Genomic DNA, 20,303 nt, shown 5'->3' with positions numbered 1-20,303 from the left:
GGTCAGGCCTCCGTTCCGGTGCTCTCAGCCGGAGCGGCAGCCGGAGCCTCGGCCTTGGGGGCCTCGGCAGCGGGAGCCTGCTGCGGCTTACGACCGCGACCGCCACGCTCGCCACCGCGGCCACCACGGGCCGGGCGGTCAGCGCCACCACGGGCCGGGCGGTTGCCGGCACGGGCAGCGGCGTTCTCGGCGCGGACCTCGGCGATGTTCTTGACGTCGCCCTTGTAGATCCAGACCTTCACACCGATGCGGCCGAAGGTCGTCTTGGCCTCGAAGAAGCCGTAGTCCACGTTCGCGCGGAGCGTGTGCAGGGGCACACGGCCCTCGCGGTAGAACTCCGAGCGGGACATCTCGGCGCCGCCGAGGCGGCCACCGCACTGGATCTTGATGCCCTTGGCGCCCGCCTTCATCGCCGACTGCATGCTCTTGCGCATGGCGCGGCGGAAGGAGACGCGGGAGGAGAGCTGCTCGGCGACGGCCTGGGCCACGAGCTGAGCGTCCGTCTCGGGGTTCTTGACCTCGAGGATGTTCAGCTGGACCTGCTTGCCCGTGAGCTTCTCGAGGTCGCCGCGGATGCGGTCGGCCTCGGCGCCACGGCGGCCGATGACGATGCCCGGACGCGCGGTGTGGATGTCCACACGCACACGGTCACGGGTGCGCTCGATCTCCACCTTGGAGATGCCGGCGCGCTCCATGCCGGACGTCATCATCCGACGGATGGCGACGTCTTCCTTGACGTAGTCCTTGTACAGCTTGTCGGCGTACCAACGCGACTTGAAGTCGGTCGTGACACCGAGCCGGAACCCGTGCGGGTTTACCTTCTGGCCCATTACCGGGTTCCTTCCTTGCTGCTGACGACCACGGTGATGTGGCTGGTCCGCTTGCGGATCCGGTAGGCGCGGCCCTGGGCACGCGGCCGGAACCGCTTCAGGGTCGGGCCCTCGTCGACGTAGGCCTCGGAAATGAAGAGGCTGTCGACATCGGTGTGGTCGTAGTTGTGCGCGGCGTTGGCGATGGCGCTGTCCAGCACCTTGCCGACCGGCACGCTCGCGGCCTGCGGGGCGAAACGCAGGACCGCCTGAGCCTCCGTGGCGTCCATGCCACGGATGAGGTCCACCACGCGGCGGGCCTTCATGGGCGTGACGCGGATGTACCGCGCCTGGGCCCTGGCTTCCATGGTTGTCCCTTCAGTGTCTGTCATGGTCGATTGCACCCCGCCGACTAGCGGCGCTTCGACTTCCGGTCGTCCTTGACGTGGCCCCGGAAGGTGCGGGTCGGCGAGAACTCGCCGAGCTTGTGGCCGACCATCGACTCGGTGACAAACACCGGGATGTGGGTCTTGCCGTTGTGCACCGCGATCGTGTGGCCCAGCATCGCCGGGACGATCATCGAGCGACGGGACCAGGTCTTGATGACGTTCTTGGTACCGGCTTCGTTCTGAACATCCACCTTCTTGATCAGGTGGTCGTCGACGAAGGGTCCCTTCTTCAAGCTACGAGGCATCTCAACCCGTCCTTAGCGCTTCTTGTTCGTCTTGCGGCGGCGGACGATGTACTTGTTCGACGCCTTCTTGGGCGAACGAGTACGGCCTTCCTTCTTGCCCCAGGGGGACACCGGGTGGCGACCACCGGAGGTACGGCCCTCACCACCACCGTGCGGGTGGTCCACCGGGTTCATGACCACACCACGCACGGTCGGGCGGACACCCAGCCAGCGCTTACGGCCGGCCTTGCCCCAGTTGATGTTGCTCTGCTCGGCGTTGCCGACCTCGCCGACGGTGGCGCGGCAGCGCACGTCGACCAGGCGGATCTCGCCGGAGGGCATGCGGAGGTGGGCCATCTGGCCCTCCTTCGCGAGCAGCTGCACCGAGGCGCCGGCGGAGCGGGCGAACTTGGCGCCGCCGCCGGGACGCAGCTCGATGGCGTGCAGCGTCGTACCGACCGGGATGTTGCGCAGGGCAAGGTTGTTGCCCGGCTTGATGTCGGCCCCGGGACCGTTCTCGACGCGGTCACCCTGCTGCAGGTTGCGCGGGGCGAGGATGTAGCGCTTCTCGCCGTCGGCGTAGTGCAGCAGCGCGATGCGCGCGGTGCGGTTGGGGTCGTACTCGATGTGCGCGACCTTCGCCGGCACGCCGTCCTTGTCGTGACGACGGAAGTCGATCACGCGGTAGGCGCGCTTGTGGCCACCACCCTGGTGGCGGACGGTCACACGACCGGAATTGTTACGGCCGCCCTTGCTGTGCAGGGGACGGACCAGCGACTTCTCCGGCGTGGACCGCGTGACCTCGACGAAGTCGGCGACGCTGGAGCCACGACGGCCCGGAGTCGTCGGCTTGTACTTGCGGATACCCATTTCTCAGTCCTCGTCCGATATCGAACGATCCTGACCGCTTACGCGGTCGGACCGCCGAAGATGTCGATACGGTCGCCCTCAGCGAGGGTCACGATCGCGCGCTTGGTCGCCGCACGCTGGCCGAAGCCGGTGCGGGTCCGCTTGCGCTTGCCCTGGCGGTTGATCGTGTTGACCCCGGTGACCTTGACCGAGAAGACCGCCTGGACGGCCTGCTTGATCTGGGTCTTGTTCGCGTTGGGGTCGACGATGAACGTGTACTTGTTCTCGTCGATGAGCGCGTAGCTCTTCTCCGACACGACCGGCTTCAGCAGGACGTCACGGGGGTCCGTGTACGCCTTGCTCACCGGAGTGACGACGGTGTTCTTGCCCTCGGTGGCGTGGCGACGCGCCTTCTTGACGCGCGCCTCCTTCGCCTTCTTGGCCGCCTTGGAGGCGATGGAGGGGTGACGGACTGCCATCAGACCTCGCTCCCTTCGTTGTCGTTGGCCGTGTTCGGGCCGGCGACGAAGGACTCGAAAGCGGCCTTGGTGAAGACCACGTCGTCCGAGACGAGAACGTCGTACGTGTTCAGCTGGCCCGGCTCCAGAATGTGGATCTGGGGCAGGTTGCGGGCGGACAGCCACGCGGCCTCGTCGGCGCGGTCGACGACCAGGAGCAGGTTCTTGCGCTCCGAGATCTTGCCGAACAGCGTCTTGGCGGCCTTCGTGGAGGGCGTCTCACCCTCGATCACGCCGGTGACGACGTGAATGCGGTTGTGGCGGGCCCGGTCGGTGAGGGCGTGGCGCAGGGCCGCGGCCTTCATCTTCTTCGGGGTCCGCTGCGAGTAGTCGCGCGGCTGCGGGCCGTGGACGACGCCACCACCGGCGAACTGCGGTGCGCGGGTCGAACCCTGACGGGCGCGACCGGTGCCCTTCTGGCGGTAAGGCTTCTTGCCACCACCACGGACTTCACCGCGGGTCTTGGTCTTGTGGGTGCCCTGGCGGGCAGCGGCCAGCTGCGCGACGACGACCTGGTGGATCAGCGGAATGCTGACCTTCTCCACGTCGAAGATCTCCGCGGGGAGCTCGACGGTACCGGCCTTGTCGCCCGCCGGCGAAAGGATGTCAACAGTGCTCATCGGTTACCTCAGGCCCCCTTGGCCGCGGTGCGGACCAGGACGAGGCCGCCGTTCGGACCGGGAACCGCGCCCTTGATGAGCAGCAGACCCTTCTCCGCGTCAACGGCGTGGACGGTCAGGTTCTGGGTGGTGACCCGCTCGTTGCCCATGCGACCCGCCATGCGGAGGCCCTTGAACACACGGCCCGGGGTGGCGCAGCCACCGATGGAACCGGGCGAGCGGTGCTTGCGCTGGGTGCCGTGACCGGCGCCGAGGCCCTTGAAGTTGTGACGCTTCATGACACCGGCGAAGCCCTTGCCCTTGCTCTTGCCGGTGACGTCGACCTTCACGCCGGCTTCGAACACCTCGGCGGTGACTTCCTGGCCCAGCGTGTACTCGGAGGCGTCCGCGGTGCGGATCTCGACGAGGTGACGACGGGGGGTGACGTCGGCCTTGGCGAAGTGACCCTTGAGGGGCTTGTTCACCTTGCGCGGGTCGATCTCGCCGAAGGCGATCTGGACGGACTCGTAGCCGTCGACGTCGTTCGTACGGACCTGGGTGACGACGTTCGGCCCGGCCTTGACGACGGTGACCGGAACAACACGGTTGTTCTCGTCCCACACCTGCGTCATACCGAGCTTCTCGCCCAGGATGCCCTTGATCTGCTTTGTCATCTCTTCAGATCACCGGCCTCAGAGCTTGATCTCGATGTCGACACCGGCCGGGAGGTCGAGTCGCATCAGAGAGTCAACGGTCTTGGGGGTCGGGTCGAGGATGTCGATCAGGCGCTTGTGCGTGCGCATCTCGAAGTGCTCGCGCGAGTCCTTGTACTTGTGCGGCGACTTGATGACGCAGTACACGTTCTTCTCAGTGGGCAGCGGCACCGGGCCCGCGACCGACGCACCAGTGCGAGTCACCGTCTCGACGATCTTCTTCGCCGAGCTGTCGATGACCTCGTGGTCGTAGGCCTTGAGCCGGATGCGGATCTTCTGTCCCGCCATGGCTACTTCGTAGTCCTGTCTCTCTTTACGCTCTGGAACCCGGAGCGAACACTCTTCGCTCCGACCCACGCGGTCGGGCGTGTCGTACTCCCGCTGACATGAATGTCCCTTGTTCGAACATCCCTGCGGGATTGACACGGCCCTACCAGAACCGCGGACCGGGGGCGAAAGACCCACCGGGCGCCTGGCCGGCGCCGCGCCCACGCTTCCCGGAAGATTCCCGTACGTCCGTCCCTACACCTTTCGGTGTAATGCGTGGGACGACGAGTACTGTGGGACTCGCTTCCGGTCCTCCCGGCGGGAGGCGCGCAGCATCAACGCTCGACCGAGCAACTAGGACAGTTTGCCATATGGGGCGGGCGGCTGGCCAATCGAGCCGGAGACAATACCCCGGGGGCGGCGGAGATCAAACAAGGGCTCGCGCGAGGACGGTCGCCCGAGGGCCGGAACCGTACGGCGAGGCCGTCGTCCTCGACACGCCGCGTACTCGACCGGCGGACGCCGGACGGAGCACCGGCGCGGCGTCCCGTCCGGCGGGGTTCTCGCAGCCCATCGGGCCCCGCCGCCCGCCCGGCCTGCTCGGCGGCGCGGGGCACGCCGCTCGTGTTCCGCGTGCACCCCGTGGAACCGGCCGCGGTCGGCCCGGTGGCCGATCCGCGCAGCAGCGTCGCCGAGCCCGCGTAGCCGACGGAACCGACGGCTTCCCCGTGGCTGCCGACGCTCGCCCCACGCCGTGACGCCGTACGTCCGCGTCAGATGACGCCCTGCGCGAGCATCGCGTCCGCCACCCGCTCGAAGCCGGCGATGTTCGCGCCGGTCACGTAGTCGCCGGGGGCGCCGTAGCGTTCGGCGGTCTCGGCGCAGGTGGTGTGGATGTCGGTCATGATGCGGGCCAGTTCGTTCTCGACCTGTTCGGCCTTCCACGACGTCCGCGCCGCGTTCTGCGTCATCTCCAGCGCGCTGACCGCGACGCCGCCCGCGTTCGCCGCCTTGCCGGGGCCGAAGGCGACGCCGGCCTGCCGCAGGAGTTGTACGGCCTGCGGAGTCGTCGGCATGTTGGCGCCCTCGGAGACCGCCTTCACGCCGTTGCGGACGAGGGTGGCGGCGTCGTCCGCGTTCAGTTCGTTCTGGGTGGCCGACGGGAGGGCGACGTCGGCCGGGACCTCCCAGACCCGCCCGCCGGGTACGAACCGCGCGGACGCGCCCCTGCGCTCGGCGTACGCGCTCACCCGGCCCCGCTCGACCTCCTTGACCTGACGCAGCAGGTCGAGGTCGATGCCCTTCTCGTCCAGGACGTAGCCGCTGGAGTCGGAGCAGGTCACCGGGTTGGCGCCGAGGGCCGCCAGCTTCTGGATGGTGAAGATCGCCACGTTCCCTGAGCCGGAGACGACCGCCGTCTGCCCCTCCAGGTCCTCGCCTCGCTCGCGCAGCATCGCCTCCGCGAACAGCACGTTGCCGTACCCGGTCGCCTCCGGCCGGATCAGCGAGCCGCCCCAGCCGGCGCTCTTGCCGGTGAGCACACCGCCCTCCCAGCGGTTGGTGATGCGCCGGTACTGGCCGAAGAGGTAGCCGATCTCACGGCCGCCGACACCGATGTCGCCGGCGGGGACGTCGGTGTACTCCCCGATGTGCCGGTGCAGCTCGGTCATGAAGGACTGGCAGAAGCGCATGACCTCGGCGTCGCTGCGGCCCTGCGGGTCGAAGTCGCTGCCGCCCTTGCCGCCGCCGATGCCGAGTCCGGTCAGCGCGTTCTTGAAGACCTGCTCGAAGCCGAGGAACTTGATGATCCCGAGGTTCACGGAGGGGTGGAAGCGCAGGCCGCCCTTGTACGGGCCCAGGGCGCTGTTGTATTCGATCCGGAAGCCCCGGTTGACGTGGACCCGACCCTGGTCGTCCTGCCACGGCACCCGGAACATGATCTGCCGCTCCGGCTCGACCAGTCGCTCGACGAGCCCCGGCTGCGCGTACTCGGGCCGCGCGGCGAGCACCGGCGCGAGCGTCTCCAGCACCTCGCGTGCCGCCTGATGGAACTCGGGCTCCGCCGGGTTGCGGCGCTCGACCTCGGCACGGATCCGCTCGAGCGAGGTCTTGGGGTCGGGTCGTGAGGTCACGAGGTCCCTTTCTGGCACGGCTGACACCGGTACGGGACCGGTGAGGGGCGCTCGGCGCCGTTGCCGCGCGCAGGACAAGCGGGCCGCGGTGGGTGGTTGCCCGAGGCGGCCGACCTTCCAGTGTTACCCCTGTGTAAACCGCGAGGGCAAGGGCCGATCCCCGATGTCCGCCATACGAGACCGGCTGTACGGAAGCCGGCCGCCGCCGCGCCCGGCTCCCGGCACCCCCTGGGACCCGGCGCGTCTGCTCGTCGCCGAACCAGGACCTGTCTGACAAGCCGCGTCGTCGCCCGCGGGGCGGCCTCGCGGCGTCAGGTGCGTGCTGGCGTGCCGGGCGCAGAGCCTCGTACGGGATGTACTCGGCTCTGCGCCCGGTGCGGCGAGAGTGCGTGCATGGCGTCGCGAGGCAGGCGGGCGGTTGACGTCTGCCCCCCGCACAGCGAAAGGGCCCGCACGACCGAAGTCGTGCGGGCCCCTTCAAGGTGCTCGTAGTGGAGCTACCAGGTCAGATCAGCAAGCTCACTTGTTGATCTTGGTGACCTGGCCGGCGCCCACGGTCCGGCCACCCTCACGGATGGCGAACTTCAGGCCCTCCTCCATGGCGACGGGCTGGATGAGCTCCACCTTCATCTCGGTGTTGTCACCCGGCATGACCATCTCGGTGCCCTCGGGGAGGGTCACGACGCCGGTCACGTCCGTCGTACGGAAGTAGAACTGCGGGCGGTAGTTGTTGAAGAACGGGGTGTGACGGCCACCCTCGTCCTTCGACAGGATGTAGGCCTGGGCCTCGAACTCGGTGTGCGGGGTGACCGAGCCCGGCTTGATGATGACCTGGCCGCGCTCGACGTCCTCGCGCTTGATGCCGCGGAGCAGCAGACCGACGTTCTCACCGGCCTGACCCTCGTCGAGCAGCTTGCGGAACATCTCGATGCCGGTGACCGTGGTGGTGGTCTTCTCCTGCTTGATGCCCACGATGTCAACGGTCTCGTTGACCTTGAGGACACCACGCTCGATACGGCCGGTGACGACCGTACCGCGACCGGTGATCGTGAAGACGTCCTCGATCGGCATGAGGAACGGCTTGTCGACGTCACGCTCGGGCTGCGGGATGTTCTCGTCCACGGCCTTCATCAGGTCGAGAACGGTCTGGCCCCACTCCTTGTCGCCCTCGAGGGCCTTGAGCGCCGAGACCTTGACGACCGGCAGGTCGTCGCCCGGGAACTCGTACTCGGAGAGCAGCTCACGAACCTCGAGCTCGACGAGCTCCAGGATCTCCTCGTCGTCCACCATGTCGGCCTTGTTCAGGGCGACGACGATGTAGGGAACACCGACCTGGCGGGCCAGGAGCACGTGCTCCTTGGTCTGCGGCATCGGGCCGTCGGTGGCGGCGACCACGAGGATGGCGCCGTCCATCTGCGCCGCACCCGTGATCATGTTCTTGATGTAGTCCGCGTGACCGGGGCAGTCGACGTGGGCGTAGTGACGCGTCTCGGTCTGGTACTCGACGTGCGCGATGGAGATGGTGATACCGCGCTGGCGCTCCTCGGGAGCCTTGTCGATCTGGTCGAAGGCCGAGGCCTCGTTCAGGTCCGGGTACGCGTCGTGCAGCACCTTGGTAATGGCGGCCGTGAGGGTCGTCTTACCGTGGTCGATGTGACCGATGGTGCCGATGTTGACGTGCGGCTTAGTCCGCTCGAACTTCGCCTTCGCCACGGGGGTCCTCCTGAGAGTGGTTCTGGTACGCCTTACTCATCGGCGCCAGGTGATCTTTGCTGGGAAACCCGGACCCGGGACATTCCGCCGGGTTGGCGACGGAATGCCCTCTTGCAGGCTCCGGGGTCAAGCCTAAAGCGTGTGAACGGAGTCCGTGGAACGGAGTCCCTTACTCACCCTTGGCCTTCGCGATGATCTCCTCGGCGACGTTCCGGGGAACCTCGGCGTAGGAGTCGAACTGCATGGAGTAGCTGGCACGGCCGGACGTCTTGCTGCGCAGGTCGCCGACGTAGCCGAACATCTCCGAGAGGGGCACGAGACCCTTCACGACGCGGGCACCGGCCCGCTCCTCCATGGCCTGGATCTGGCCACGGCGGGAGTTGATGTCGCCGATGACCTCACCCATGTAGTCCTCGGGCGTGGTGACCTCGACGGCCATCATCGGCTCCAGGAGCACGGGCGAAGCCTTGCGCGCGGCCTCCTTGAAGGCCTGCGAACCGGCGATCTTGAACGCGAGTTCGGAGGAGTCGACCTCGTGGTAGCCACCGTCGATGAGCGTGACGCGGACGCCCGTCATCTCGTAGCCGGCCAGGATGCCGAACTGCATGGCCTCCTGTGCACCGGCGTCCACCGAAGGGATGTACTCCTTCGGGATGCGGCCACCGGTCACCTTGTTCACGAACTCGTACGAGGCGTCGCCGCCCTCGATGGGCTCGATCGCGATCTGCACCTTCGCGAACTGACCGGTACCACCGGTCTGCTTCTTGTGGGTGTAGTCCACACGCTCGACGGACTTGCGGATCGTCTCACGGTACGCGACCTGCGGCTTGCCGACGTTGGCCTCGACCTTGAACTCACGGCGCATACGGTCGACCAGCACCTCGAGGTGCAGCTCGCCCATACCACCGATGATGGTCTGGCCCGTCTCCTCGTCCGAGTGGACCTGGAACGACGGGTCCTCCTCGGCCAGGCGCTGGATCGCGACGCCGAGCTTCTCCTGGTCGCCCTTCGACTTGGGCTCGATGGCGACCTGGATGACCGGCGCCGGGAAGTCCATGGACTCCAGGATCACCGGGTTCTTGTCGTCGGACAGCGTCTCACCGGTGGTGGTCTGCTTCAGGCCCATGACGGCGACGATGTCGCCGGCGCCCACCGACTCGATCTCCTCACGCTTGTTCGCGTGCATGCGGTAGATCTTGCCGATGCGCTCCTTCTTGCCCTTCACGGAGTTCAGCACCGCGGTGCCGGACTCCAGGCGGCCCGAGTAGACCCGGACGAAGGTGAGCTTGCCGAGGTGCGGGTCGCTCATGATCTTGAACGCGAGCGCGGCGAGGGGCTCGTCCTCGGACGGCTTGCGCCTGACGACGACCTCGGGGTCCTTGACGTCGTGGCCCTCGATGGCCTCGACGTCGAGCGGGGTCGGCAGGTAGCGCACGACCGCGTCGAGCAGGGGCTGGACGCCCTTGTTCTTGAACGCGGTGCCGCAGAACACCGGGGTGACCGTGGTGTCGCTGGACTTGCCGGAAGCGATGGTGATGCGACGGATCGCGGCGTACAGCTGCTCCTCGGTGGGCTCCTGGCCCTCCAGGTACAGCTCCATGATCTCTTCGTCGTTCTCCGCGACGGCCTCGACCAGCTTGCCGCGCCACTCCTCGGCGGCCTCGGTGTGCGTGGCCGGGATGTCGACGATGTCGTACATCTCGCCCTTGGCGGCCTCGGCGGACCACACGAGCGCCTTCATGCGGACCAGGTCCACGACGCCCTTGAAGTCGGCCTCGGCACCGATCGGGAGCTGCATGACGAGCGGCTGGGCACCCAGGCGGTCCGAGATCATCTCCACACAGCGGTGGAACTCGGCGCCGGTACGGTCCAGCTTGTTGACGAAGCAGATGCGCGGCACGCCGTAGCGGTCGGCCTGACGCCACACCGTCTCGGACTGCGGCTCGACACCGGCGACACCGTCGAACACCGTCACGGCACCGTCGAGCACGCGCAGGGAGCGCTCCACCTCGACGGTGAAGTCGACGTGCCCCGGGGTGTCGATGATGTTGATGGTGTAGTCGTTGTCCTCGAGCGGCCAGTGACAGGTGGTCGCAGCAGACGTGATCGTGATGCCACGCTCCTGCTCCTGCTCCATCCAGTCCATGGTGGCGGCGCCGTCGTGGACTTCACCGATCTTGTACGAAACGCCGGTGTAGAACAGGATCCGCTCGGTGGTGGTCGTCTTGCCCGCGTCGATGTGGGCCATGATCCCGATGTTGCGGACCCTGGCCAGGTCAAGCGAAGTGGTAGCCATAAGGCTTCAGTCTTCTCTCGGTCTCGATGGGGTCTGCGACTACCAGCGGTAGTGCGCGAAGGCCTTGTTGGACTCGGCCATCTTGTGCGTGTCCTCGCGCTTCTTCACAGCGGCACCGAGGCCGTTGCTGGCGTCGAGGAGCTCGTTGAGCAGACGCTCGGTCATGGTCTTCTCGCGACGGGCGCGGGAGTAACCGACGAGCCAGCGCAGCGCGAGGGTGTTGGCGCGACCGGGCTTGACCTCGATCGGCACCTGGTAGGTGGCGCCACCGACACGGCGGGACTTGACCTCGAGGGTCGGCTTGATGTTCTCCAGCGCGCGCTTCAGCGTGATGATCGGGTCGTTGCCCGTCTTCTCACGCAGACCCTCCATGGCGCCGTACACGATGCGCTCGGCGGTGGAGCGCTTGCCGTTCAGCAGCACCTTGTTGATGAGGGAGGTCACCAGAGGAGAACCGTAGACCGGGTCGATGATGACCGGGCGCTTCGGGGCGGGGCCCTTACGAGGCATTCTTACTTCTCCTTCTTGGCGCCGTAGCGGCTGCGAGCCTGCTTGCGGTTCTTGACACCCTGGGTGTCGAGGGAACCGCGGATGATCTTGTAGCGAACACCCGGCAGGTCCTTCACACGGCCGCCGCGCACGAGCACGATGGAGTGCTCCTGCAGGTTGTGTCCCTCACCCGGAATGTAGGCGGTGACCTCGATCCCGCTGGTCAGACGCACACGCGCGACCTTACGCAGGGCCGAGTTCGGCTTCTTCGGGGTGGTCGTGAACACACGCGTGCAGACGCCGCGACGCTGAGGGGAACCCTCGAGTGCGGGCGTCTTGTTCTTCTCGACCTTGTCCTGCCGGCCCTTGCGGACCAGCTGCTGGATCGTAGGCACTACTTCTCCGGTTTCTGTGTGCCGAATGGTGAAGCTAACCTGGAACGTCACCGACCCACGCGGTCGGGTGTGTCGAATACCGCGGACTTCCACCGCGAGGCGGAGGGACGCGGATTGCGGTGGCCGTTTCTCAGCCCCCGGTGCGGTGTGATGGCACGCACGAGAGCCAGGGCACACCCCAGGCACAAGGTCTGAGCGTACCTATCGCATTCGCTGCGGTCAAAACAAATGGGGTCGGCCCGCCCAGCCGCGCGGGCCACCTCACAGGCGCAAGCGGCCGATGATCTTCGATTGTCAGCCGAACGCCACCGCCAGGGCGAACGAGAGGAACATCAGGACCGCCCACGCCGCGTTCGCCAGCCAGCCGAGCGCCAGCCCGGTCAGCGCCAGCCCGTCCCCCTCCTCGCCGGTGCGCGCGATCTCCGCGCGCGCCGCGTGCCCCAGGACGACCGCGGGAATGCCGGTGAGCCCGAAGGTGACCAGGCAGAGCCCGCCACAGACGGCGGAGGCGACCGCCTTGCCGTTCACCCGCGCCCGGGGCGCCGGCAGGAACACGGCCGGCACGGCGGGCACGGCGGGCACGGCATGCGGTACGGGTCCCTGCGGCAGGTCGGCCACCAGCAGCGCCAGCTCCCCCACCGTACGCGCCGCGTACGCCCGCTCCACGCGCCGGTCGAACTCGGGTTTCTCCAGCCGCCCCTCGCCGTACCCCGCTCTCAGGACGTCGACGGCACGCTCCCGGTCGGCGTGCGAGGCACGCATCGGCGGACCGGCCTGCCCACCCCACGGCTGCGGCCCACCGTGCCCCTGCTGCCATGGCTGCCACTGCGGATACGGCGAATACGACACCGAGCACCACCTCCCCCGTCGGACCGGGTCCCTCCATCATGCGCTGGAGCAGACGTTCCGGCACGGGTACGGACGAAACCGGTCCGCCGACCGGTTCCCGCCCCGGGAGAACGCCGAGGGGCGGCCACCCCGTACGGAGTGACCGCCCCTCGGCGCTTCAAGCGAACTCCCGCTTACTGGTTGTACGGACCGTAGTCGTAGTCCTCCAGCGGAACGGCCTGGCCGGAGCCCGTGCCGAACGGCGAGTAGTCGATGTCGTCGTAGCCGACGGCCGAGTACATCGCGGCCTTGGCCTCCTCGGTCGGCTCGACCCGGATGTTGCGGTAGCGGGACAGACCCGTACCGGCCGGGATGAGCTTACCGATGATGACGTTCTCCTTGAGGCCGATGAGGCTGTCGGACTTGGCGTTGATCGCCGCGTCCGTCAGAACTCGGGTCGTCTCCTGGAAGGAGGCGGCCGACAGCCAGGATTCCGTCGCCAGCGAGGCCTTGGTGATACCCATCAGCTGCGGACGACCGGAGGCCGGGTGACCGCCCTCCTGGACCACACGACGGTTCTCGGTCTCGAACTTCGAGCGCTCGACCAGCTCGCCGGGCAGCAGCTCGGCGTCGCCGGACTCGATGATCGTCACGCGGCGGAGCATCTGCCGGATGATGATCTCGATGTGCTTGTCGTGGATCGACACACCCTGCGAGTTGTAGACCTTCTGGACCTCGCCGACCAGGTGGACCTGGACGGCACGCTGACCCAGGATGCGCAGCACGTCGTGCGGGTTGGTGGCACCCACGGTGAGCTGCTGGCCCACCTCGACGTGGTCGCCCTCGCGGACCAGGACCTTGGCACGCTTCGAGATCGGGTACGCCGTCTCGTCGCTGCCGTCGTCCGGGGTGACGACGAGCTTCTTGGTCTTCTCGGTCTCCTCGATCCGCACGCGGCCGGAGGCCTCGGAGATCGGGGCGACACCCTTCGGGGTACGGGCCTCGAAGAGCTCGACGACACGGGGCAGACCCTGGGTGATGTCGTCACCGGCCACACCACCGGTGTGGAAGGTACGCATCGTCAGCTGGGTACCGGGCTCACCGATGGACTGGGCGGCGATGATGCCGACCGCCTCACCGATGTCGACCAGCTTGCCGGTGGCCAGCGAACGGCCGTAGCACATCGCGCAGGTGCCGACGGCGGACTCGCAGGTCAGGACCGAGCGGGTCTTGACCTCCTCGACGCCGCGCGAGACGAGCTCCTCGATGAGGACGTCGCCCAGGTCGGTGCCGGCCGGAGCCAGCACCTGGCCGTCGACCACGATGTCCTCGGCGAGGCAGCGCGCGTACACGGAGGTCTCGACGTCCTCCGTCTTGCGCAGCACCCCGTCCGCGTCCCGGTTCGCGATCTTGAGGCGCAGACCGCGGTCGGTGCCGCAGTCCTCCTCGCGAATGATGACGTCCTGGGAGACGTCGACCAGACGACGGGTGAGGTAACCCGAGTCGGCGGTACGCAGAGCGGTGTCCGCCAGACCCTTACGGGCACCGTGCGTGGAGATGAAGTACTCCAGCACGGACAGGCCCTCACGGAACGACGCCTTGATCGGACGCGGGATCGTCTCGTTCTTCGCGTTCGACACCAGACCACGCATACCGGCGATCTGACGCATCTGCATCATGTTGCCTCGTGCACCCGAGTTCACCATCATGAAGATCGGGTTGGTCTTCGGGAAGTTGTCGTTCATCGCCTCGGCGACCTCGTTGGTCGCCTTGGTCCAGATCGCGATGAGCTCCTGCGTGCGCTCGTCCTTGGTGATCAGACCGCGCTCGTACTGCTTCTGGACCTTCTCGTCCTGCGCCTCGTAGCCCTTGACGATCTCCTTCTTCGCCTCGGGAACGACGACGTCGGAGATGGCAACGGTGACGCCGGAACGGGTGGCCCAGAAGAAGCCGGACGCCTTCAGGTTGTCGAGCGTCGCCGCCACGATGACCTTCGGGTAGCGCTCGGCGAGGTCGTTGACGATCTCCGAGAGCTGCTTCTTGCCGACCTCGTAGTCGACGAACGGGTAGTCCTCGGGCAGCAGCTCGTTGAAGAGCGCACGGCCCAGGGTGGTGTTCAGCCGGAAGCTGTCACCCTGCTGCCACTCGGGCTCGCCCTCCTCGCGCGCCGGCGGGGTCCAGCCGCGCGGCGGGATGGTGCCGACCGGGAAGCGGATGTCGATCCTCGACTGGAGCGACAGCTCGCCCGCGTCGAAGGCCATGATCGCCTCGGCGACCGAGGCGAAGGAACGGCCCTCGCCCTTGAGGTCGCGCATCTCGCCGTCGGTGGTGAGGAAGAACAGACCGAGGACCATGTCCTGGGTCGGCATCGTCACCGGACGGCCGTCGGCCGGCTTGAGGATGTTGTTCGAGGACAGCATCAGGATGCGGGCCTCGGCCTGCGCCTCCGCGGACAGCGGCAGGTGCACGGCCATCTGGTCACCGTCGAAGTCCGCGTTGAACGCGGTGCAGACGAGCGGGTGGATCTGGATGGCCTTGCCCTCGACCAGCTGCGGCTCGAAGGCCTGGATGCCGAGGCGGTGCAGCGTGGGCGCACGGTTCAGCAGAACCGGGTGCTCCGCGATGACCTCTTCGAGGACGTCGTACACGACCGTGCGGCCACGCTCGACCATCCGCTTGGCCGACTTGATGTTCTGCGCGTGGTTCAGGTCGACCAGGCGCTTCATCACGAACGGCTTGAAGAGCTCCAGCGCCATCGCCTTCGGCAGACCGCACTGGTGCAGCTTCAGCTGCGGACCGACGACGATCACGGAACGCGCCGAGTAGTCGACACGCTTGCCGAGCAGGTTCTGACGGAAGCGGCCCTGCTTGCCCTTGAGCATGTCGGACAGCGACTTCAGCGGACGGTTGCCGGGGCCCGTGACCGGGCGACCACGACGGCCGTTGTCGAAGAGCGCGTCGACGGCCTCCTGGAGCATGCGCTTCTCGTTGTTCACGATGATCTCGGGCGCGCCGAGGTCGAGAAGCCGCTTCAGACGGTTGTTGCGGTTGATCACACGGCGGTACAGGTCGTTCAGGTCGGAGGTCGCGAAGCGGCCACCGTCCAGCTGCACCATCGGACGCAGGTCCGGCGGGATGACCGGCACGCAGTCCAGCACCATGCCCTTGGGGCTGTTGCTGGTCTGCAGGAACGCGGAGACGACCTTGAGGCGCTTGAGCGCGCGGGTCTTCTTCTGGCCCTTGCCGGTACGGATGATCTCGCGGAGGCGCTCGGCCTCCTCGTCGAGGTCGAAGGACTCCAGGCGCTTCTGCAGCGCCGCGGCACCCATCGAACCGTCGAAGTACGTGCCGAAGCGGTCGCGCAGCTCGCGGTAGAGCAGCTCGTCGCCCTCGAGGTCCTGGACCTTGAGGTTCTTGAACCGGTTCCACACCTCGTCGAGACGGTCGATCTCGCGCTGCGCACGGTCGCGCAGCTGCTTCATCTCACGCTCGGCACCCTCGCGCACCTTGCGGCGCACGTCGGCCTTGGCGCCCTCGGCCTCGAGCTCGGCCAGGTCGGTCTCGAGCTTCTTGGCACGGGCCTCGAGGTCGGCGTCGCGGCGGTTCTCGATCTGCTGGCGCTCGACGGAGACGTGGGCCTCCAGCGAGGGCAGGTCGCGGGTGCGGCGCTCCTCGTCGACGTACGTGATCATGTACGCCGCGAAGTAGATGACCTTCTCCAGGTCCTTCGGGGCGAGGTCGAGCAGGTAGCCGAGGCGCGACGGAACGCCCTTGAAGTACCAGATGTGCGTGACGGGCGCGGCGAGCTCGATGTGGCCCATCCGCTCACGGCGCACCTTGGCGCGCGTGACCTCGACGCCGCAGCGCTCACAGATGATGCCCTTGAAGCGGACGCGCTTGTACTTGCCGCAGTAGCACTCCCAGTCCCGGGTCGGACCGAAGATCTTCTCGCAGAAGAGTCCGTCCTTCTCGGGCTTGAGGGTGCGGTAGTTGATGGTCTCGGGCTTCTTGACCTCGCCGTGGCTCCACTGACGGATGTCGTCAGCGGTGGCCAGACCGATCCGGAGCTCGTCGAAGAAGTTGACGTCGAGCACTATGCGTCAATCCCTCTCAGGGTTGTAAGTCTTGGGGTCTGATACGGGGGTCCTGGGGCGGGCGGCCCGTGGTTCAACGAGCCGCCCAACTCCCGTCAGACCTCTTCGACGCTGCTCGGCTCGCGCCGGGACAGGTCGATGCCGAGCTCCTCCGCAGCGCGGAAGACGTCCTCGTCGGTGTCACGCATTTCGATGGACATACCGTCGCTGGACAGCACCTCCACGTTCAGGCACAGGGACTGCATCTCCTTGATGAGGACCTTGAAGGACTCGGGGATGCCGGGCTCGGGGATGTTCTCGCCCTTGACGATGGCCTCGTAGACCTTCACGCGGCCGGTGACGTCGTCGGACTTGATGGTCAGCAGCTCCTGGAGGGCGTAGGCGGCGCCGTACGCCTCGAGTGCCCACACCTCCATCTCGCCGAACCGCTGGCCACCGAACTGAGCCTTACCACCCAGCGGCTGCTGGGTGATCATGGAGTACGGACCGGTCGAACGCGCGTGCAGCTTGTCGTCGACCAGGTGGTGCAGCTTCAGGATGTACATGTAGCCGACCGAGATCGGCTCCGGGAACGGCTCACCGGAGCGGCCGTCGTACAGCCTGGCCTTGCCGGACGGGAGCACCATGCGCTCGCCGTCGCGGTTCGGGATGGTGTGCTGGAGCAGACCCGCGAGCTCGTCCTCACGCGCACCGTCGAAGACCGGGGTGGCGACGTTGGTGCCGGGCTCGACCTTGTCGGCGCCGATGACCTGGAGGCGCTGAGCCCACTCCTCCGCGAGGCCGGAGACGTCCCAGCCGCGGCTGGCGAGCCAGCCGAGGTGGATCTCCAGGACCTGTCCCGGGTTCATTCGGGACGGCACACCCAGCGGGTTGAGGATGATGTCGACCGGGGTCCCGTCCTCGAGGAACGGCATGTCCTCGATGGGCAGGATCTTGGAGATGACGCCCTTGTTGCCGTGACGGCCGGCGAGCTTGTCACCGTCGGTGATCTTGCGCTTCTGCGCGACGTAGACGCGCACCAGCTGGTTCACACCGGGGGGAAGCTCGTCGCCCTCCTCGCGGTCGAAGACGCGCACGCCGATGACCTTGCCGGTCTCGCCGTGCGGCACCTTCAGCGAGGTGTCACGGACCTCACGGGCCTTCTCACCGAAGATCGCGCGCAGCAGACGCTCCTCGGGGGTCAGCTCGGTCTCACCCTTGGGCGTGACCTTGCCGACGAGGATGTCACCGGCGATGACCTCGGCACCGATACGGATGATGCCGCGCTCGTCGAGGTCGGCGAGGACCTCTTCGGAGACGTTCGGGATGTCCCGGGTGATCTCCTCGGGGCCGAGCTTGGTGTCACGGGCGTCGACCTCGTGCTCCTCGATGTGGATCGAGGAGAGGACGTCGTCCTGCACGAGGCGCTGCGACAGGATGATCGCGTCCTCGTAGTTGTGACCCTCCCACGGCATGAACGCGACGAGCAGGTTCTTGCCGAGGGCCATCTCGCCGTTCTGGGTGGCCGGACCGTCGGCGAGGACCTGGCCCTCGATGACGCGGTCGCCCTCGGAGACGATGACCTTCTGGTTGACCGAGGTGCCCTGGTTGGAGCGGGAGAACTTGGCCAGGCGGTACGTGATGTACGTGCCGTCGTCGTTGGCGGTGGTGATGTAGTCCGCGGAGACCTCCTGGACCACACCCGCCTTCTCCGCCTTGACCACGTCGCCGGCGTCGACGGCGGAGCGGTACTCCATGCCGGTGCCGACGAGCGGGGACTCGGACCTGATCAGCGGCACGGCCTGACGCATCATGTTCGCGCCCATGAGGGCACGGTTGGCGTCGTCGTGCTCGAGGAACGGGATCATGGCGGTCGCGACCGACACCATCTGGCGCGGCGAGACGTCCATGTAGTCGACGTCGTCACCGGGGACGTAGTCGACCTCGCCGCCGCGGCGGCGGACCAGGATGCGGTTCTCGACGAACCGCATGTCGTCGTTGAGCGGCGCGTTGGCCTGCGCGATGACGAAGCGGTCCTCCTCGTCGGCGGTCAGGTAGTCGACCTCGTCGGTGACCTGGCCCTCGACGACCTTGCGGTACGGCGTCTCGATGAAGCCGAAGGGGTTGATCCGGCCGTAGGAGGCCAGCGAGCCGATCAGGCCGATGTTCGGGCCTTCCGGCGTCTCGATCGGGCACATGCGGCCGTAGTGCGACGGGTGGACGTCGCGGACCTCGAAGCCGGCCCGCTCACGGGAGAGACCACCCGGGCCGAGGGCGTTCAGACGACGCTTGTGCGTCAGCCCCGACAGCGGGTTGTTCTGGTCCATGAACTGGGACAGCTGGCTGGTGCCGAAGAACTCCTTGATGGAGGCGACGACCGGCCGGATGTTGATCAGGGTCTGCGGCGTGATCGCCTCGACGTCCTGGGTGGTCATGCGCTCGCGCACGACGCGCTCCATACGGGCGAGACCCGTACGGACCTGGTTCTGGATCAGCTCGCCGACGTTGCGGATACGACGGTTGCCGAAGTGGTCGATGTCGTCGGTCTCGACCATGATCGAGCGACCGGACTCGCCGACCGTCTCGGTCTCACCGGCGTGCAGCTTCACCAGGTACTTGATGGTGGCGATGATGTCGTCGGTGGTGAGCACGCCGGCGTCCAGCGGCTCGTCCCCGCCGAGCTTCTTGTTCACCTTGTAGCGGCCGACCTTGGCCAGGTCGTAGCGCTTGGGGTTGAAGTAGAGGTTCTCCAGAAGCGTCTGCGCGGCCTCACGCGTGGGGGGCTCGCCCGGACGCAGCTTGCGGTAGATGTCGAGCAGCGCGTCGTCCTGGCCCTGGGTGTGGTCCTTCTCCAGGGTGGCGCGCATGGACTCGTACTCGCCGAACTCCTCGAGGATCTGCTCGGTGGTCCAGCCGAGCGCCTTCAGGAGGACGGTGACGGACTGCTTGCGCTTGCGGTCGATGCGGACACCGACCATGTCGCGCTTGTCGATCTCCATCTCCAGCCAGGCACCCCGGGACGGGATGATCTTGGCGGAGAAGATGTCCTTGTCGGACGTCTTGTCGATGCTGGAGTCGAAGTAGACACCCGGCGAACGGACCAGCTGCGACACCACGACACGCTCGGTGCCGTTGATGACGAAGGTGCCCTTGTTCGTCATGAGCGGGAAGTCACCCATGAAGACGGTCTGGGACTTGATCTCGCCGGTCTCGTTGTTGGTGAACTCGGCGGTGACGAAGAGCGGGGCGGCGTACGTGAAGTCGCGCTCCTTGCACTCGTCGATGGAGTTCTTCGGCGGCTCGAAGCGGTGGTCGCGGAAGGTCAGCGACATCGACCCGGAGAAGTCCTCGATCGGGGAGATCTCCTCGAAGATCTCCTCCAGACCGGACTTGGTGGGGACGTCCTGCCCGTTCTCGAGAGCCTCCTCGACGCGAGCCTTCCATGCGTCGTTGCCGAGCAGCCAGTCAAAGCTCTCGGTCTGCAGCGCGAGAAGGTTCGGAACCTCGAGGGGCTCCTTGATCTTTGCAAAGGAGATGCGCAGCGGGGCGGTGCTGGCAGCATTGTTCGTATTCGCGGTCGAGGCGTTGCGCGAGGCGGCCAAGAGGGGGTCCTTCCGAGGGCTCGGACTCACTACGCGCGTACCGGCCCCCCACTGTGCACAGAGACAGAATTCTCCGAATTGGCCAAAAGGCCAGGTCCGAGATCATCTGGTCGTCGGTGTCGAGCGAGGGCATGCCCCTGGTGACGGGCAGGGGACAGCTAACAGGCAGCGCAAAGGGTCAGTGTAGCCACTTGGCACACTGATGTCCAGTGCGGTGTACGAGACCGGGTGGTGGCCCTCGTTGTTCTCAACTCCTGCGACAAGGCGCTGCCCTCAACGCACGTTGATACTGCCCTCTTTGCCGTCGATCCATGCCTCGGATTCGGATCCTTGTGACGACGCGTCCT

16 protein-coding genes are annotated in these 20,303 nt (G+C 67.0%); all 16 read right to left on the bottom strand.

The window, feature by feature from the left end; translation table 11 throughout:
• Positions 1–2: 2 nt before the first annotated feature.
• The 16 genes from rpsC to rpoB all read right to left on the bottom strand — a co-directional run bounded on the left by rpsC (position 3) and on the right by rpoB (position 19,956).
• Positions 3–830 (bottom strand): 30S ribosomal protein S3, encoded by an 828-nt coding sequence (gene rpsC / locus IE178_RS30235; protein ID WP_004927271.1) that lies wholly within the window; start codon positions 828–830, stop codon positions 3–5.
• Entirely contained in the window at positions 830–1,177 is a 348-nt protein-coding gene (rplV, locus tag IE178_RS30230) for a 50S ribosomal protein L22 (protein WP_006130776.1), read from the bottom strand. Before rplV ends, rpsC begins: the two co-directional genes overlap by 1 nt.
• 44 nt (positions 1,178–1,221) lie before the next feature.
• Complete coding sequence (gene rpsS, locus IE178_RS30225) at positions 1,222–1,503, bottom strand: 30S ribosomal protein S19 (RefSeq protein ID WP_003948639.1); 282 nt, start codon at positions 1,501–1,503, stop codon at positions 1,222–1,224.
• 12 nt (positions 1,504–1,515) lie between these two features.
• The gene (gene rplB, locus IE178_RS30220; RefSeq protein WP_184760995.1) at positions 1,516–2,352 is read right to left on the bottom strand and encodes a 50S ribosomal protein L2; all 837 of its coding nucleotides are present in this window, start codon (positions 2,350–2,352) and stop codon (positions 1,516–1,518) included.
• A 38-nt stretch (positions 2,353–2,390) separates the two neighbouring features.
• The gene (gene rplW, locus IE178_RS30215; protein WP_184760994.1) at positions 2,391–2,810 is read right to left on the bottom strand and encodes a 50S ribosomal protein L23; all 420 of its coding nucleotides are present in this window, start codon (positions 2,808–2,810) and stop codon (positions 2,391–2,393) included.
• Positions 2,810–3,469: a 50S ribosomal protein L4 gene (gene rplD, locus IE178_RS30210; protein WP_184760993.1), complete on the bottom strand. Its 660-nt coding sequence runs from the start codon at positions 3,467–3,469 to the stop codon at positions 2,810–2,812. Before rplD ends, rplW begins: the two co-directional genes overlap by 1 nt.
• A gap of 8 nt (positions 3,470–3,477) precedes the next feature.
• Complete coding sequence (gene rplC / locus IE178_RS30205) at positions 3,478–4,122, bottom strand: 50S ribosomal protein L3 (RefSeq protein WP_037929559.1); 645 nt, start codon at positions 4,120–4,122, stop codon at positions 3,478–3,480.
• Between the two features lie 18 nt (positions 4,123–4,140).
• On the bottom strand, positions 4,141–4,449 hold the full coding sequence (rpsJ, locus tag IE178_RS30200) for a 30S ribosomal protein S10 (protein WP_003948644.1): 309 nt from the start codon (positions 4,447–4,449) through the stop codon (positions 4,141–4,143).
• A gap of 752 nt (positions 4,450–5,201) precedes the next feature.
• A complete protein-coding gene (gene gdhA, locus IE178_RS30195; RefSeq protein ID WP_193514482.1) occupies positions 5,202–6,560 on the bottom strand; it encodes an NADP-specific glutamate dehydrogenase in 1,359 nt (452 codons plus the stop codon).
• A 519-nt stretch (positions 6,561–7,079) separates the two neighbouring features.
• Positions 7,080–8,273, bottom strand: a complete 1,194-nt coding sequence (tuf, locus tag IE178_RS30190; protein WP_062706810.1) for an elongation factor Tu — start codon at positions 8,271–8,273, stop codon at positions 7,080–7,082.
• A gap of 169 nt (positions 8,274–8,442) precedes the next feature.
• Positions 8,443–10,569 (bottom strand): elongation factor G, encoded by a 2,127-nt coding sequence (gene fusA, locus IE178_RS30185; protein ID WP_193514481.1) that lies wholly within the window; start codon positions 10,567–10,569, stop codon positions 8,443–8,445.
• A gap of 39 nt (positions 10,570–10,608) precedes the next feature.
• Positions 10,609–11,079, bottom strand: a complete 471-nt coding sequence (gene rpsG, locus IE178_RS30180; RefSeq protein WP_003992340.1) for a 30S ribosomal protein S7 — start codon at positions 11,077–11,079, stop codon at positions 10,609–10,611.
• A 2-nt stretch (positions 11,080–11,081) separates the two neighbouring features.
• Positions 11,082–11,453, bottom strand: coding sequence for a 30S ribosomal protein S12 (rpsL, locus tag IE178_RS30175; RefSeq protein ID WP_003948652.1), 372 nt, complete (start codon positions 11,451–11,453; stop codon positions 11,082–11,084).
• Positions 11,454–11,747: 294 nt separating this feature from the next.
• Positions 11,748–12,302 (bottom strand): DUF1707 and DUF4190 domain-containing protein, encoded by a 555-nt coding sequence (locus IE178_RS30170; protein ID WP_318280322.1) that lies wholly within the window; start codon positions 12,300–12,302, stop codon positions 11,748–11,750.
• Positions 12,303–12,475: 173 nt separating this feature from the next.
• A complete protein-coding gene (locus tag IE178_RS30165) occupies positions 12,476–16,375 on the bottom strand; it encodes a DNA-directed RNA polymerase subunit beta' (protein ID WP_184760989.1) in 3,900 nt (1,299 codons plus the stop codon).
• A 95-nt stretch (positions 16,376–16,470) separates the two neighbouring features.
• The gene (gene rpoB, locus IE178_RS30160) at positions 16,471–19,956 is read right to left on the bottom strand and encodes a DNA-directed RNA polymerase subunit beta (RefSeq protein ID WP_184760988.1); all 3,486 of its coding nucleotides are present in this window, start codon (positions 19,954–19,956) and stop codon (positions 16,471–16,473) included.
• Between the last annotated feature and the right edge of the window lie 347 nt (positions 19,957–20,303).

This window comes from Streptomyces griseoloalbus (assembly GCA_014650015.1).
In the GTDB taxonomy this organism is placed as follows: Bacteria; Actinomycetota; Actinomycetes; order Streptomycetales; family Streptomycetaceae; genus Streptomyces; species Streptomyces griseoloalbus.
The sequence above is the reverse complement of the archived record's forward strand: the minus strand, read 5'-3'. Positions and strand labels throughout refer to the sequence as shown.

What these genes read in the sequence shown, in the direction of transcription:
- rpsC (WP_004927271.1), bottom strand. Translation starts at nt 830, where the DNA reads ATGGGCCAGAAGGTAAACCCGCACGGGTTCCGGCTCGGTGTCACGACC.
- rplV (WP_006130776.1), bottom strand. Translation starts at nt 1,177, where the DNA reads ATGGAAGCCAGGGCCCAGGCGCGGTACATCCGCGTCACGCCCATGAAG.
- rpsS (WP_003948639.1), bottom strand. Translation starts at nt 1,503, where the DNA reads ATGCCTCGTAGCTTGAAGAAGGGACCCTTCGTCGACGACCACCTGATC.
- rplB (WP_184760995.1), bottom strand. Translation starts at nt 2,352, where the DNA reads ATGGGTATCCGCAAGTACAAGCCGACGACTCCGGGCCGTCGTGGCTCC.
- rplW (WP_184760994.1), bottom strand. Translation starts at nt 2,810, where the DNA reads ATGGCAGTCCGTCACCCCTCCATCGCCTCCAAGGCGGCCAAGAAGGCG.
- rplD (WP_184760993.1), bottom strand. Translation starts at nt 3,469, where the DNA reads ATGAGCACTGTTGACATCCTTTCGCCGGCGGGCGACAAGGCCGGTACC.
- rplC (WP_037929559.1), bottom strand. Translation starts at nt 4,122, where the DNA reads ATGACAAAGCAGATCAAGGGCATCCTGGGCGAGAAGCTCGGTATGACG.
- rpsJ (WP_003948644.1), bottom strand. Translation starts at nt 4,449, where the DNA reads ATGGCGGGACAGAAGATCCGCATCCGGCTCAAGGCCTACGACCACGAG.
- fusA (WP_193514481.1), bottom strand. Translation starts at nt 10,569, where the DNA reads ATGGCTACCACTTCGCTTGACCTGGCCAGGGTCCGCAACATCGGGATC.
- rpsG (WP_003992340.1), bottom strand. Translation starts at nt 11,079, where the DNA reads ATGCCTCGTAAGGGCCCCGCCCCGAAGCGCCCGGTCATCATCGACCCG.